The organism is Algoriphagus sp. CAU 1675 (assembly GCF_029222925.1).
Lineage (GTDB): Bacteria > Bacteroidota > Bacteroidia > Cytophagales > Cyclobacteriaceae > Algoriphagus.
In genome coordinates this window covers 178,564-194,138 of the sequence record NZ_JARHUI010000006.1, presented here as the reverse complement: position 1 = coordinate 194,138, position 15,575 = coordinate 178,564, and the positions used below count along the sequence as shown (strand labels likewise).

The window sequence follows — 15,575 nt, the reverse complement described above, 5'->3', positions numbered from 1 at the left end:
GAAACCGAACTGCATATGAGACACATATTTACAATATTGATTTTTTCAATTTCATTTTTTACTTACGGACAGAATTTAAATGATATTTCTGTTCGGATAAATAGTGAGCCACTTGATTCGTTACCTAAGTTTGTAATCAAGTTGAATGAGACTGAATATTTTTTAGATACTATTCCAGATACAATAAATCCAAGCTGGATTGAAAAAATTGAAGTTTTAAAAAGTGAGAAGCAAAAATACATTTATGGAAATGATAATGGAGTGGTTTTAATTTACCCCAAGAAAAAATATTTCGAACAAATTAGCTTTTTGCTTAAAACAACTCCAAAGAATCAAGAGCCAATTGACAAACCGACATTGGATAGTATTTATTTAAAAGCCCTAAACAGTAGGATTGACTTACAATTATCAAGTGGATGGAAATTCATTGAGCCAAACGAGCAGACTGAAAGGATTAAGAATAAATTTGACAAAAATAGCGTTTATAAATTCCTTTCAGCAGATGAATTATTTGATTATGCCTATAAGCACGGCAAGACTTTAAAGTTATATAGAGTTACGCATAAACAGATTTCAAAAGATACGATTGACATAAACTTCGGAGATTTGGCATTAGAAGTAAAAAAAGGAATTTTCTTTAAAGGTGGATTACATTTTAGAGAAGCAAATTATACTATTGCTTGTGGAGGGACAAATGGATACATACCTGATTATAGATTTGTTTATGACAAACAAACTAAGACTTGGAAAATAATTGGTGGTAGTTGTAAATCACCAGATTGGGAAGATAAATAGATGATTAAAAAATTAAAAACTGGCTACAACACGCGGTATAGTTAATTGCCGGTGCAGTGCGTATTCGAGCGGCACAGCTCGTATCAAAAGTAGTTGTAACTTGATAGGAAAGTGCTTCGAAATCGGCAACTAACCATACCGCCAAACGTTAGCGGTAATTTGAACCCAAAACAGAATGAGAGAACAAATAACAGTTGATAAAGCCATAAAACGAGGTCATTTAATAGTGAATGTTCCTGTATTTATCGCAATTATTGGCTGTCCAGCGTTAGCTATATACTTATCAAAACAGAATTTAATTCCTGGTTGGGGAATTGGAATAGCTTTTTTAATAGGGTTTGTTTTAGCTTGGTTAATTTGGAGTTTTATGATTACCAAGTGGAGAATTTGGGCATTTGAGAATGTGAGAAACGTACACGAATTAAAGAAAAGAGCCATCCAAGAAAAATTGATTTGGAATGACGGAAATATTTTCGAAAAAACTGAAATCAGAAATAACGAGGATAAGAGTAAACTTAAAAAACTTGAAAAGAAATTTGAGCAAGATGATGAATATAGAGAAGATTATTCTCTTCCACCAAAAATGGAAATTCACTATTCGAAAGCTTATAACTATTTTGAACTCGGAGTTTCGATTTTAATAATTGGAGTTGGAATCTATTTTTTCACTAAAGGAGAAACCAAACAATATATTTTGGGTGCAATAATGACTGGAATTGGACTTTACAGCACTATAAAGGAATCTCGAAAAGCACTTGATAAAAAACCAAAAATAATAATTGACTCGAAAGGAATCCAAACTAAAAATGTGGAATTTAAAAATTGGTCGAATATAGAAAGTGAGGAAGTAGTTCAGGAAGGTTATGGCAAATCAGCTAAATCCTATCTGACTTATTTCTACGATGAAGACGAGTTTGAAAAAATAGAAATTGACTCTCTGAATGTAACACACAGAGAATTAGAAAATATAATAAGAACATACAGAATACGAAATAATAAAAACTACCGCTAACAATGGCTATAAGTAATTGCTTGTTCTCGCCTACTTCTGAAAATCCTTGCGGATTTTCAGTTCGGTGTGTACTTGCAAAGTTAAGTGCTAACCCACGCAACTACTCATAGCCGAGACCGTTGTGTGCATGAATTCCCCGAAGAAAACAATTTGCAAAAGTGTATCCAAGTGACTACATTTGAAGATGTTTCTAATTGAGAAAACAGACGAGTTTGATAAGTGGTTTCGAAAACTCAAAGACTTCAAAGCCAAAGCGAGAATCTTATTGCGACTTCAACGCGTCGAAGATGGAAATTTAGGTGACATTTCATCTGTTGGCGAAGGCATTGAGGAAATGAGAATTCATTTTGGTCCTGGTTACAGGATCTACTTCAAAAGACATCAAACTCAACTCATCTTACTTCTAATAGGAGGAGACAAAAGCTCTCAAGAAGAAGACATAAAAAAGGCAAAAAAACTTTGGGATAAATATAAAGCATCATGAAAGCTTCAAAATTCGATATAGCTGAATACCTTGACAATGAAGAAATGGTTCAAGAATATCTCAACCATGTTCTAGAAGAAGGAAATGCAAATGAAATCGTTGCTGCACTCGGTCATGTTGCTAAGGCTATTGGTATGTCCAAAATAGCCGAACAAACCGGATTGAGCAGACCAAGTTTATACAAAGCACTTTCTGAAAATGCCAAACCACAATTTGACACTATTCTCAAAGTCTTAAGAGCTATTGGTGAGAACTTTCATTTGAAGCCAAGTCTATAATCACGCACACCAACACCGTGCTAGAGCCAGGCTCTCTTTGCGTTTTCAAACTCAAGTCTTTTACCTAAAAAGAACTCTGTTTCCAAACTAGCGAACCGAGTCAAAATCGCCCGGCGCCAGCACGGGGCCCGTTATGCTTCATAATTAGTGCTTTGATTAAATAATTGTAGGAATCAATTCCAATAGAATGATATATATAAAAAGATCTTTTAGTCTTTTATCGTTGTTAATAGTAGTTCTCTCCTGTTCACAGCCTAAAGAAGAAGATGATAAGATTAAGATTTTGTTTATCGGAAATAGTTATACCTACTATAACAGCAGCCCGGAGTTACTAAAGGCATTAATACACGAGAAATTTCCGGATCAGGTAGTAGAAACTCAGTTGATAAGTGGTGGTGGTATGACCCTTGCCGATCATTGGCAAAATGAAGGTACAATTCAAACCATAAGAACCGGTGATTGGGATTATGTGGTACTCCAAGAGCAAAGTAAGCTGGGTATGGGTGTGATGATCGATAACGACATATTTTTTGGACAAACAGAGCGATTTTATGAACATGCCAGAAAATTCGATACTGAAATTAAAAAAGCGGATGCTAAGACAGTGTTCCTGATGACTTGGTCAGTTAGGGATAAACCAAAAGAACAAGCCATATTGACACATGCTTACACAGCCATTGCCAAAGAACTAAAGGCCATTCTGGCCCCTGTTGGTTTGGTATGGGATGAACTGCGTGCAAATCCGAAGATTGAATTATATGCCGATGATGGAGGACACCCATCACCAATGGGCTCCTATTTATCAGCTGTTACACTTTACGCAACTTTGATGGCTGATGATCCACTAGGACTTCCGAGTGCTCTCTCAGGCTATCGTCTATCGAGTAGTGGTGAGCCTTCAATAGACCATGAATTACTAATTGATCTTTCTAATGAGGAAGCTCAATTGATACAAGAAGCAAGCTGGAAAGTGGTCAAAGCCCTACAAGAGTCAAATGATTACCCTGATATCGTACAGCCAGAACCAAGTTATTCCATTCCTGTCTTGAGCAAAGGTGAACCCCTTGAGCTAAAAAACATTATCGGAAAATGGTATGGAACCAGCACTTATGGGTCTGACTATCTTGGCCAAATAATGGAGATTAAAGATGTTGATGGTAAACCTGAAGCGAGCCTTTCATTTTACTCACCTCATGTACAAGATCAAATTCGAGTAGATAATGCTGTTATTAAGGAGGATCAATTGATTTTGACCCTTTATGACTCTTTAAGAGCCATAAACTCTGAAGTACGAATTTCAAAAAGCGGAGGTAATATGGAGGGGATATTAGAATCCTCAGGTAATTTACAGATGTATAAGCATTTATATTTTTCAAAAGAATCTTCTCTTAACGAAATTGATCTTTCAGAAATAGAGTTGCTGATGGAATCCTTCCAATCTAACATTGTAAAAGAGGGTTATGTAAAAGCTGCCTTAAAACATTACGAACAATACAGCGAACTGATTGGTGAAACATACAAGCCAGAAGAATTTTATTTGAATGCCGTGGGATACAATTTTCTGAGAGATGATAAAGTGAATGATGCCCTCAACGCTTTTGAATTGGCTATGGTTTACTATCCCATGTCAGTCAATGCTTATGACAGTTATGCAGAGGCTTTGATTGTTGAGGGTCGAACAGATGAAGCATTGGAAGTTTATACTAGAGCTTATGAACTTGCTAAAAAGACAGGCTATGAAAATCTGGCCTATATTGAAGAGAATCTGAATAAATTGAAAAATAATATTGCTGTAGATTTGGAAGGAGAAGCAACTCCGCCACCCCCTCCTCCTCCATCTCAATAATTACTTTTTATCAATTCTAATAATCTTCTCTGTTCAAAGTGAGTTAGCCAAGCCGGTCTGAGTTCCTTCCTTTCTATGAAGAACTTCAAACATTACAGATTAAAGACGAATAATCGAGTAGACGGCCTCACCAACCGTTAAGTTAGCGAGGTGCACCTCTCACTATTTATCCCGAAAATCGGGGCCACCGTATCCCAATTTTCGGGACAGTCGGTACGGGTCTTCCCGATAAATCGGGACAGGCTGTATACGGCGGTTCACTGGATTATTGGTTGCGATTTGAGGTAATAGGAAAGCATGGATTCATAGCCCTTCTTTCTCAGTCTTGACAAGGTGATCGTAGTGCTTAAAATTGGACTCTGGGCAATAGCCCATCCTCCTTTTTCACCTCCCCTACAGTCTGGCCCTCAGCTAAAAACTCCCACAGGAAGTTTTCTTGACGCTCAGTCCTCTCACGGCAAACCAGCTTGCCACTTGCTTGGCTTCGGGACAGCCTGTCCCGAGAATCGGGATTACCCCCGCGCTTAAGGGACTTTCACCCGTTGGAACGGTCATCGTTTTGACCTATATTCACCATTCAAGGCACACACATCACCTATATGCAAGCAGGGGTTTCGTGCTTCGTAGGACAGAAAAGTGCTAAATTTTAAGTTCAGTTCTTCGTAGGAAGTTCAGTGGTGAAAATCCCTGCCTGCGTATAGCTGAGAACCGGTAATGCATTTCAGATAAAGATAAATAACCAATTAACATGAAATAAAATGATGAAAACATGTTTCTCAATTTTTGCTATTCTAATATCTATTACAATCAATACTCAGGATTTTTCTGGAAAATATTTAGATCCCGACTTTTATCATACTAAAGAGTATTAGAAATTGAGAACTCAGATTATTGAATTATCAAAAATGTATTATGAGGCTTATGTGGAAACGCCGGACATAGTATACCACCTTAGCCGGATAAAATTGAGCACCCTCAAGATTAACGCAAAAGACTGATTTTAAAATCACTAAATCCAAAAATTAGGTGGCTCACATTTTCCGGTTTTGGTGGTCTCAACCATTCGGCTCATCCACCTCTGGGTCCATCATGGCAAAAAATACCCAATATTGGGTATTGTGGACAAGCCAGGCCCCACCTTAATTTGAAAGAAACCTAAATCATTACCATAAAAGACCGATCATGAGACAAGCTGTTTTTATTCTTTTCCTATTGTTTTCCATCCAAGGAAATGCGCAGACCCAAACAGTGACCATTGGCACCCAAGTCTGGATGGTTAAAAACCTGGAATCTTCAAGTTTTCAAAACAACACCGCAATCACACATGCCCAAAGCTTGGAAGCCTGGCAGCAGGCCACCGAAAACGGTCAACCTGCTTGGTGTTGGTACTATGACGAAACCACCGGAAGGCAATATGGCCACCTGTACAACATACACTCCATGACCAAGGGCAATCCCTGCCCCCAAGGCTTTCGGGTGCCCACCAAAGATGATTGGGAAGCCCTTTTCTCCCATGTGGCCAACGACCCTAAGGCATTGAAGAGCCTAGAGGGCTGGAGTGATGGGAGCAGCACCAACAGTTCGGGTTTCAATGCATTGCCCGGCGGTGTAAAAAGTGGCTACGGCGGGTTCAACGAATACAAAAAGACCGCTTATTTCTGGTCCTCAACAGCACATCCCGATGCCGCTTACGGACTGTATTCCGTGCCCATTGCCTGGCATGCCTCCAAACTGGCCCTCGTCCCTTCGGGAACAAAGGGAGGGTTGAATTGTAGGTGCATTAAGGAATAAACCAGTATCATCAGCATCATGAAATTAAAAATGTTACCATTTCTGTTCCTTGTCCTGATAGGAACAAAAACCTTTTCCCAGAAAGGGGATGTCAAAAGCCTGACTTTGGACCTCAACAGGGGGTCATTGAACTACAAGGGTCCTGCAACCGGATTTGAGTTTTCCGGTGTGGAATTCCGGTACCAGTTCGTGAACTGTGGCGGCGATGTGCAACTGGGCATAGGCTATACAAAAAATGCCAATTTCACGGCCTTCATGATGGATGGCCAACGCTACTACAAAGGCACAGTTGATGAAATAGCTCCAGGTATTTGGCCTTCTGCATCCAATGTCAGTATAGATGAAGTGCAGGCCGACCTCTATTATGGGAGTACTTTCTTTGGAAAAGTCAACCTCAATTACATCGTAGGGAATTTTGGAGGCTGTTTCGGGGAAACCTTTGATGTCCTGAAACAGGTGGGGAAGGATCCCAAAAAAGAAGAGTACAAAAATAATGTCAACAATTTTCGGCTAACCAATGTAATGGTTTTGAGGGGAGACGCCACTGGCGACAGAAGCCTTAAAGTTGCCTCTGCCCTAAAGGCCGATAAAAAGAAAAAGGAGGACACTGCCAAAGCAGACTCCCATTTGCGCCAAGGGCATGTGGAATATGGAATCGGCAACTTCAAAAAGGCAAAGGAACACTACCAAAAAGCCTATGCCCTCACCCAAAACACCAATACCTTAAAACTGATTGAAGATACCGATAAGGCCATTACCCATAGAGCAGAACAAGAGCGATTGCAAAAAGAAGCCGCAGCAAACCAAAATTCGACCAGTAGTGCTTCCCCAAGTTCATCTTCCATCGGTCCGGTTTTGACCTCAACGTCCACCACAACAGCCAAAACCGCTACTTCCCAAAGAAAGAGTACCCCTTCATCCCAAAGTTATTCAAAATCCAACAGTGCTTCGAAGGATGTTTACAAAAAGGCCGAAGAGGCTGGCAAAACCTTAAGGCAAATGGAATATGAAAGGGAGGCATACATAAGGCAACAGCGTGAAAAACTAAAATATGCCACAAATCCGGGCGCATACTATTTGGAAAAAAGCGGTGCATGGGACACTTTCAATAAACTGATAGACCAAATTGAACAGCGTGATCGAAAAACCGAGGAACAGTTAGATCGGGAATGGCGCGAAAGGCAAAGGAGGCAACGCTTGGCAAGGAAAAGGCAACAAGAAGAGAATGCCAGACAAGATGCGCTTGCCAAACAAAGGGCAGCGTATTTTCATTCCCTGCCCAGCGAGGAGTTGCCCTATAATGGGATCAATTCAAGCTATAACAAGCTTTATTATTTCTTCTATCACTACACCGGGGGGTTCAGGGATTTGGAAAACATCCACGTATCCAATGTTTTTGCCATTGGCCAATACCCCGATGGCAGTTGGCCCGATAGCAAGGAAATCATGGAAGACATTTATAAAGTCTCCATTGACCCAAAAAATTACACCAATGTTTATCATGACATCGTGGGCTATTTCCAATCCGAATCCGAGGCCCTTTCAGCTTACACAGCGTTCAAGAACAAATTAAATGCCCTTGACCTCAATACAAAATCGCTATATTATCTAGGGGAAAACGCCAATGTGGTTTATGGGGGGAACGAGGCAGTGAAACCCATTAACCAACTATTTGCAAAGGCCGCCACGCTTTTCAACCAAAAAAACTATCCCGAAGCACTCAAGATCTACAAGGAAGGTCTCAAGCAGAATGGTGGGAATTTTAACAAGGGGCTTTTCATGAACATAGACATGGAGGCCATTGGATACATCCACTATCTTCAAAAAAACTATACCGAGTCCAAAAAGTGGTTTGAAAAAGCCGCTGAAAATGGCTCGGTCTATTCCCTAAGGACTTTGTCCCAAATGTATTTTTCAGGTATTGGCTCGGAAAAAAACCCTGAAAAGGCCATCACCTATCTTTCAAAGGCAGTGGAATTGGGCGATCTGCAATCAGAAAGCGACCTTGCCCTTTACTATTTCAACAATAACCGTCCTCTTTTGGCCGAAAAGATGATGGTGCAGGTGGCCAACAATTGGGAACAGCCCATGGAGGTGAGAAACCGGTTCAAACTTTTGCTCGCCAAGGCCTTTGCTTATGGACAAAATGGTTTTTTGAAAATTATCGATAGATCTAAGGACTATTTCAGTGAACTGGTGTTTGATCAAAAGGTACTGGAAGCCCAATACGAATATGCCATGGTGAGTGTGGATGTCGGGTTATGGGATTCCTGTTTGATCAATCCTTTGCAAGATGTCATCAATAATCCAGAACAACCTGAAGACAAAAGAAACAATTGTCGTGTGGTAATGGCCGATGCCATTTTGTTCAAACATGAACGGACAAAGAAATGCAATACCACCATAGACCGTGCGATGGAACAATATTTGATCTTAAAGGAAAAAGGGTATGACGTGGATGATAGGTTGGGATTGTGCTATCTGGAAAAGAAAAATTCCTTAAAAGCCTTTGACATCCATAAAGATGGGATCTATTCGGGTTTTTATCATTACGATGGAAAAGATGTCCCACAAGACTATGCCAAGGCTGTGGCCGTTTGGGAGCAACAATCTTCGCAATATCCCGAGGCCAATATCTTTTTGGCGGTTGCCCACTTTGCCGGAAAAGGTGTCCCAAAGAATGTGGAACTTGCCAAAGACCTATTTCAAGAAGCATACGAAGAGGGTGACGAGGATGAATTTATGGCGTATTACAACAATAATTTCAAACTGTTCCTGCGCCATTTCCCCGAATTCATGAAAGACCATGATGCCTTATTTTCATTTCTTGAAGAAGAAAATCCCAGTATTGCAAAGACCGGTAAAACCGTACAAGAAGAGACGGGACAGAGTCCATACGATGCAGTATGGAAAGCGACGAGAACTTATCCCACCATGGAAATGAAAGGTTACTATTTTGCAAGAAAGGGAGATAAGATGGCCCTGCTGGATTCTGTTTACAATTTCGTGGTCCCATTTAAGTACGAGTCCATCGAACTGGTGGGCAGGGGTGCAAAAGGAGTCGTAAGGCTCAACGGAAAATATGGGGCCTTGGATAAAAATGGGGTGGAGACCATCCCACCCAAATACGAAGCACTTAGAATGGATGAATATGACAATCAATATATTGTGGCAAAATTGAACGGAAAATATGGACACATTGACAACCATGGCAACATCAAGACTCCGTTCATGTATGAAAGAGCGGATTTCTTTTACAACGGCTTGGCGAAGGTAGTATTGAATGGAAAAGCAGGGTATATCAACTTAGCCAACCAAATGGTTGTTCGAAATCAGTTTGAGGATGGATATGCATTTATTGGGAGCGAGGGCGTGACCGCTGCCAAAAAAAATGGAAAATGGGGCTACATCGATCGGCAAGGAAAAACAGTGATCCCCTTCAAGTTTAAGGAAGCAGGGCATTTTAGTTCCGGTAAGGCATGGGTCAAGGATTACAAAGGGGAAGGGTTTTATATAGACATGAAGGGCAAAAAAATAAAATAAAGAGCCTGTAACCATCCAGGCATTGTCCTGACCATTTGATGATCGACCCGTACATGCCGCTGCTAAGGCCGAACCTTTTTTGGAAATCTACCGATCGGTTTTCAAAGAACAGGTAAAGGAATCCAAAATGCATGAACTATTGGAACAGGACGATTTGCCTGAACGCTGGCATGAAATGGAAAAAGAGCTGCAAATGAGGCTTAGGGAAGAAATGATCGTGAACTATTCAATCAAACGGAACCGATGAAACACGCCCTCCAGATATGCAACGAATGCCAAAGAAACAATTTTGGCCATTCCTCACCAATACAGGGGCTTTGCCCAGAGTGCGCACACATACTATACGGGCATGACAATGGTCAACATGGGTTTAGCCGTGGCCGATGTGTAAAATACCATTGGGAAGGCAGCTGTTCAGAGTACATCAGAACCATTAAAGAAAAAACATGAACCTGAATCTGAAAAAAATCGAAATCCTTACGCTGCTTGCCACTTTTTCATTGGGTCTTGGCGCCACGGCACAGCAAGGTGGTTTTCTGGAAGATTTTGTGGAAATCAAAGCGGATGGGCACCATTTCTATATGTTCAAATATGCCATCAGTGCAGGTGAGTTCTATGACTTCCTGAAATTCTGGAACGATACTTCGACCCAAAAGCTGTCCGATGAAGCGGCCAATCTGCCCGCTCTGGTAAACAAAGAGGATGCTGAAAGGTATCTGGAGCATATTTCGGACACCTACCTCACCCATTTCCGCCTGCCCACCGAGACCGAATGGGAATTGGCCGCCAAAGGAACATCCGCCCCCAAAAGAGCGAAGAAACCCCGTTGTGTTGAATGCACAAAGCCCAATGGAAATGGATTGTATGGTATGTTGGGCAATGTTTGGGAATGGACATCCACACCCGAACCCGAAGGAGACGAGCGCTACTTCATTATCAAGGGCGGTGACTACCAAGAACACCCAAAAAGCCTGTCCCCAAAAACAAGGTTTGCCGTGAGCAAGGACATGGAGGATATGAGCATAGGCTTCAGGCCTGTGGCCAATGCCCAGGATTTTGAGACTACATTGCACATCAACAGGGCCAATACCATAGTTAAGGTACTTCTGCCCAATAAAGACATCACCATTTACGAGCATGATATGCAAGTTGAAGAATTTAACATGGGATATGGGGACACACCTCCTGAAAGTTTTCCAATCAGTGTGGATGAGGATAACCATAAGATCATTTTTTGTTGTATGCAAAACTTCGAATTTGAACAAGATGGTACAATGAAAATCGAAAGGATCCTCCACATCGGCCTGCCTTTCGATTTTGACCCCTCCCAACTTTCCTTGGCCAAGGAATTGGAACAACTCGTAAAACAACTTATGGAAACCCAGAACGAATAATACCAAAACAATGAACACCTACAAAAAACTGTTGATGATTCTAGCCATCTTGCCAATGGCCCTCCATGCCCAGAACAACCTGCCAGTGGATATGGTGTATGTAGAGGGTGGCCTGTTTGGCACACAGGTATATGACAGTATCACCAATATCACTAAAACCTATTTTTCCCATGATATTCCAAGCTTCCGGATTGGCAGTACCGAGGTCAGTGTCCAAGATTTCAAACAATTCTGTAAGGAGACTGGCCGTAACATGCCCCCCGAACCCGACTGGGGATGGAAAGACCCCAAACGGCCCATTGTAAATGTTACTTATGCCGATGCCCTGGCCTATTGTGATTGGTTGTCCAATAAACACGGTATACTTTTTACCCTACCCACCCGACAACAATGGGAATATGCGGCCCGTGCCGGAAATTTCGACACCCCAGACTTCATGAACAACCAAGAACTCCCCAATCCCTATGTGGTCTATATTGGAAACAGCAAGGAAAAACCTGAATGCATCACCTGTATGCAGCCGAATGAGCTGGGACTCTATGCGCTTTGTGGGAATGTGTGGGAGTGGGTACTTGCCGAACCGAGGGACCAGGGGCAGTCCACTGTGGTAGGTGGAAGTTTTTTTGAATCAGCGGACCATGTCCGCATAAATTCAAGCCAGAGATACAGCAAAGATTTGCGCAGGCAGGACATTGGTTTCAGGGTGGTCATTAATACGGACTGATTCCGAATTGGGATGTGCAATCAATTACCAACGAAGGTATTCAATCAACGATAGATGTCAACCTTTTGCACAAACCAAGCTGATTTCCTAAGGCAATCCGCAGGCTTCAAATAAAAAATACCTAGCTCATAGTGTTTAAATACGATTGAGAAGATCTTTGTGCTCTAGCCATGGACATTCATTACACATTTCAAGTATCGGAAAATAACATACCCTCAACTTCTTAATTCCTGTGAAGCATAAAATCTGATTTTGGCCCTATTTACTTATCGAAGGTGCTTTCGAAACAATTGGGAAATCTTGTGGTAGGAAAACTATCAAACTGAATTAATTCTTACATAAACATTGAACTTTCCTCAAAGATAAAACTATATATGAATTGTATATTTTCCTTAAAATAACGTTTAGAGATAGACATTTTGGAAAATGTTATCTTTTGAGATAACTTTGTAAGTATGGTAAGAAAGATAATTTTTTATGAAAACCACTTTATATAGTTTTACCAAAGCCAGAATGTAAAGGTCAAGAGTAAGATTCAGTATGTTTTTGAACTGATCAAGCAAGTGGAAAGGGTACCCGAGAAGTTTCTCAAGCATCTTGAAGGAACTGAAGGGTTATTTGAAGAGAGGGTGGAATACCATTCAAATATTTACAGGATATTCTGCTGCTTTGATGAAGGAAAGCTGGTAGTCCTTTTCAACGGATTTCAAAAGAAGACTCAGAAGACCCCAAAGAAAGAAATAGAGAAAGCAGAAAGATTAATGAAGGAATATTTCCAAACCAAGAAATAAGATTATGAAGGATTATAGCAAAGTCAAAACATTCGATGAACTGATTGAACTGGAACACGGCAAGATTGGAAGTGAAAGCAGGAATAAGTATGAAGAGAATGCCCAGATGTTCATTATCAGCGAAATGCTAAAAGAAGCCAGGAAGGAAGCGAATTTGACCCAGGAGCAATTGGCGGAAAAGGCTGGAACAAAGAAAAGTTATATCTCAAAGCTTGAAAATGGAAAAGGAAATATCCAGTTGTCAACTTTGATCCGGATATTTGAACAAGGATTGAATAAAAGAATTGGGTTAACATTCCTGTAAGCACTCGAAAGGAATAACGCACTCTAATCGAGTAGACGGCCTCGCCAACCGTTAAGTTAGCAAGGTGCGCCTCTCACTACTTATCCCGAAAATCGGGACAGGCTATATACGGCCGTTCATTGGATTATAGATTGCGATTTGAGGTAATAGGAAAGCATGGACTCGTAGCCTTTCTTCCTCAGTCTTGACAGAGTGATCGTAGTATTTAAAATTGGATTTTGGGCAATGGCCCATCCTCCTTTTTCACCTCCCATACAGTCTGGCCCTAAGCTAAAAACTCCCACAGGAAGTTTTCTTGACGCTGAGTCCTCTCACGGCAAACCAGCTTGCCACTTGCTTAGCTTCGGGTCAGCCTGTCCCGAGAATCGGGATTACCCCCGCACTTAGGGACTTTCACCCGTTGGAATGGTCATCGTTTTGACCTATATTCACCATTCAAGGCACACACATCGTATATAGAACATTTGGCATTCAGAGGGTTATCAAGCATTTCAGCCCGTATCAAATGCACTAGTAACTTGACTGGAAATTGGTTCGAAATGCAAAACGTTACATATACATAACCGTTGTATGCAATTATCATAACTTATGGAAATAAAATTCATAGAATCAGGTGCAATTGTAGCACTTTATTTATTGATGCGTCTAATAACTGGTAAAGTCATTGATAAAACTATTAACAACAACTTACTACAAAAAGGAAGAGGTAAAATAATTAAAAAAGCAATCAACATACTTGGTCTGGTTATTACAATATTCATTTTCTTTTTAATCTGGGGAGTTAATCAATCCGAACTTATTAAGTTTCTAAGCTATGGTATTACAGTCGTTGGTGTGGCTATGTTTGCACAATGGTCTATTTTATCGAACATAACTGCTAGCGTCATAATTTTCTTCTCTCACCCAATTAGAATAGAAGATAGAGTAAGAATTTTCGATAAAGATTATGAAATTGAAGGTAAGATTAGTGATATAGGTCTGTTTTTTACCAAAATTAAAAATAGTGATGGTGAAATAATTACGATTCCAAACAATGTTTTTTTGCAAAAAATGATAAAAAAAGAATCGAAATGAACAGATATTATCTAACTCTAATCGTTTATATATTAATCTATTACAAATCTGTTTTTGCTCAAGAAAAATATGAAAAAGAAGAACGTATTCATGCCAACAGCGTTCATACCTCTGCAACCGAATTTATAAATGAAATTTGCATAGGTTGTAAAGTAAAATGGTATTTAGAAGAAGGATTAACATCTAAATCTATTGAAGCAAAGTTTACAAATGATAAATCTAAATACAGCATAGAGTTTGATACACTCGGAAACATTGAAGATACTGAAGTAGAAATTTCAATTATTGATTTAGACCACCCCCTGCGTGACTCTATTAATAATTACCTATCTAAAAGCTACAACAAGTATAAAATTCAAAAAATACAGATTCAATATTCGGGTCATATATCGCACATCATTAACAAACTTAATAATGATGTGCATTCAGACAATCTTTTAATAAAATACGAATTAATTGTTAAATGCTCTGAAAAAAAAGAAAAGGCCCTTTATGAATTCCAATTTAGTAATAGTGGCAGGATGGAGTCAATGTCAAAAATAATATTTAAATCTTCTAGTCATCTTGAATACTAAATGTTTACACATTTTATTGATTTTTATACTGTTCGGTAGCAGTAAATCATTTGCACAAAGTACACATCAGGTCGGCATCCTACCCTCGATTAATATCAATGGAAAAATGATTGGTCTTATAATTTTAAAAAAGAATCACGTCACATTTTTTACAAGAAAGATATAAACGGAGATACAGACAGCGATTACGATTTTTCCTTAATTGATTTTACTTCTATCGCTTCTAAAAAGGTAGGCTTAAACTCACGTATATCTGTGGGTTATTTAATTAGAATACGTGATGATGGTGAAATTAATCACAGGTTTATTCAACAATACGCTTTTACCCAAAAACTCAATAGTTTCAGACTGGCTCACAGGTTTGTGTCAGACCAAACTACAAGCAAATCAGAACCTATTGAATTTCGTTTGCGGTATCGAATTGTTGCAGAAATTCCTTTAAATGGTCATTCTGTGGATATAAAAGAACTTTATCTCAAACTGGGCAATGAATATTTAGGTAGTTTTCAACAAGAAAATGGAGCCAATTTGGAAACACGACTTCTTCCTTTTTTAGGATATGTCATAAATGACAACCATAAATTTGAAATCGGGCTTGATTATCGAATCGGGTCATTATTAAATCAGCCAACCAGACATAGTTACTGGATGAATATAAATTGGTTTATCGAAATATAAAACTGCATACAATCGAGTAGACGGCCTCGCCAACCGTTAAGTTAGCAAGGTGCGCCTCTCAATACTTATCCCGAAAATCGGGACAGGCTATATACGTCGGTTCACTGGATTATAGGTTGAGATTTGAGGTAATAGGAAAGCATGGACTCGTAGCCTTTCTTCCTCAGTCTTGACAGAGTGATCGTAGTATTTAAAATTGGACTCTGGGCAATGTCCCATCCTCCTTTTTTACCTCCCATACAGTCTGGCCCTCAGCTAAAAACTCCCACAGGAAGTTTTCTTGACG

The 15,575-nt window shown here is 39.9% G+C and carries 15 protein-coding genes and 1 pseudogene; 15 read left to right on the top strand and 1 reads right to left on the bottom strand.

The window, feature by feature from the left end; all coding sequences use genetic code 11:
• Window positions 1-15: 15 nt before the first annotated feature.
• The 5 genes from P2G54_RS14770 to P2G54_RS14750 all read left to right on the top strand — a co-directional run bounded on the left by P2G54_RS14770 (window position 16) and on the right by P2G54_RS14750 (window position 4,415).
• Entirely contained in the window at window positions 16-795 is a 780-nt protein-coding gene (locus P2G54_RS14770; RefSeq protein WP_275872314.1) for a hypothetical protein, read from the top strand.
• A 175-nt stretch (window positions 796-970) separates the two neighbouring features.
• A complete protein-coding gene (locus P2G54_RS14765; protein ID WP_275872313.1) occupies window positions 971-1,807 on the top strand; it encodes a hypothetical protein in 837 nt (278 codons plus the stop codon).
• Between the two features lie 184 nt (window positions 1,808-1,991).
• Complete coding sequence (locus P2G54_RS14760) at window positions 1,992-2,291, top strand: type II toxin-antitoxin system RelE/ParE family toxin (protein WP_275872312.1); 300 nt, start codon at window positions 1,992-1,994, stop codon at window positions 2,289-2,291.
• Entirely contained in the window at window positions 2,288-2,569 is a 282-nt protein-coding gene (locus P2G54_RS14755) for an addiction module antidote protein (protein ID WP_275872311.1), read from the top strand. Before P2G54_RS14760 ends, P2G54_RS14755 begins: the two co-directional genes overlap by 4 nt.
• Window positions 2,570-2,756: 187 nt before the next feature.
• Window positions 2,757-4,415, top strand: a complete 1,659-nt coding sequence (locus P2G54_RS14750; RefSeq protein ID WP_275872310.1) for a hypothetical protein — start codon at window positions 2,757-2,759, stop codon at window positions 4,413-4,415.
• A gap of 411 nt (window positions 4,416-4,826) precedes the next feature.
• Here the strand turns inward: P2G54_RS14750 and P2G54_RS14745 are convergent, their stop codons facing one another.
• Window positions 4,827-4,970 (bottom strand): hypothetical protein, encoded by a 144-nt coding sequence (locus P2G54_RS14745; protein ID WP_275872309.1) that lies wholly within the window; start codon window positions 4,968-4,970, stop codon window positions 4,827-4,829.
• A 627-nt stretch (window positions 4,971-5,597) separates the two neighbouring features.
• On the opposite strand from P2G54_RS14745, the gene P2G54_RS14740 reads away from it, so the two are divergent.
• The 10 genes and pseudogenes from P2G54_RS14740 to P2G54_RS14695 all read left to right on the top strand — a co-directional run bounded on the left by P2G54_RS14740 (window position 5,598) and on the right by P2G54_RS14695 (window position 15,289).
• On the top strand, window positions 5,598-6,206 hold the full coding sequence (locus P2G54_RS14740; protein WP_275872308.1) for a fibrobacter succinogenes major paralogous domain-containing protein: 609 nt from the start codon (window positions 5,598-5,600) through the stop codon (window positions 6,204-6,206).
• 30 nt (window positions 6,207-6,236) lie between these two features.
• Window positions 6,237-9,749: a WG repeat-containing protein gene (locus P2G54_RS14735; RefSeq protein WP_275872307.1), complete on the top strand. Its 3,513-nt coding sequence runs from the start codon at window positions 6,237-6,239 to the stop codon at window positions 9,747-9,749.
• Between the two features lie 79 nt (window positions 9,750-9,828).
• Entirely contained in the window at window positions 9,829-9,996 is a 168-nt protein-coding gene (locus P2G54_RS14730) for a hypothetical protein (protein WP_275872306.1), read from the top strand.
• A 199-nt stretch (window positions 9,997-10,195) separates the two neighbouring features.
• Window positions 10,196-11,143, top strand: a complete 948-nt coding sequence (locus P2G54_RS14725; RefSeq protein ID WP_275872305.1) for an SUMF1/EgtB/PvdO family nonheme iron enzyme — start codon at window positions 10,196-10,198, stop codon at window positions 11,141-11,143.
• Between the two features lie 10 nt (window positions 11,144-11,153).
• The gene (locus tag P2G54_RS14720) at window positions 11,154-11,867 is read left to right on the top strand and encodes an SUMF1/EgtB/PvdO family nonheme iron enzyme (RefSeq protein WP_275872304.1); all 714 of its coding nucleotides are present in this window, start codon (window positions 11,154-11,156) and stop codon (window positions 11,865-11,867) included.
• Between the two features lie 455 nt (window positions 11,868-12,322).
• Window positions 12,323-12,658: pseudogene (locus P2G54_RS14715) on the top strand (type II toxin-antitoxin system RelE/ParE family toxin).
• 4 nt (window positions 12,659-12,662) lie between these two features.
• Entirely contained in the window at window positions 12,663-12,962 is a 300-nt protein-coding gene (locus tag P2G54_RS14710) for a helix-turn-helix transcriptional regulator (protein ID WP_009033879.1), read from the top strand.
• A gap of 588 nt (window positions 12,963-13,550) precedes the next feature.
• Complete coding sequence (locus tag P2G54_RS14705; RefSeq protein ID WP_275872303.1) at window positions 13,551-14,036, top strand: mechanosensitive ion channel domain-containing protein; 486 nt, start codon at window positions 13,551-13,553, stop codon at window positions 14,034-14,036.
• Complete coding sequence (locus tag P2G54_RS14700; protein ID WP_275872302.1) at window positions 14,033-14,611, top strand: hypothetical protein; 579 nt, start codon at window positions 14,033-14,035, stop codon at window positions 14,609-14,611. Before P2G54_RS14705 ends, P2G54_RS14700 begins: the two co-directional genes overlap by 4 nt.
• A gap of 144 nt (window positions 14,612-14,755) precedes the next feature.
• A complete protein-coding gene (locus P2G54_RS14695; RefSeq protein WP_345795480.1) occupies window positions 14,756-15,289 on the top strand; it encodes a DUF2490 domain-containing protein in 534 nt (177 codons plus the stop codon).
• The last annotated feature ends 286 nt before the right edge of the window (window positions 15,290-15,575 follow it).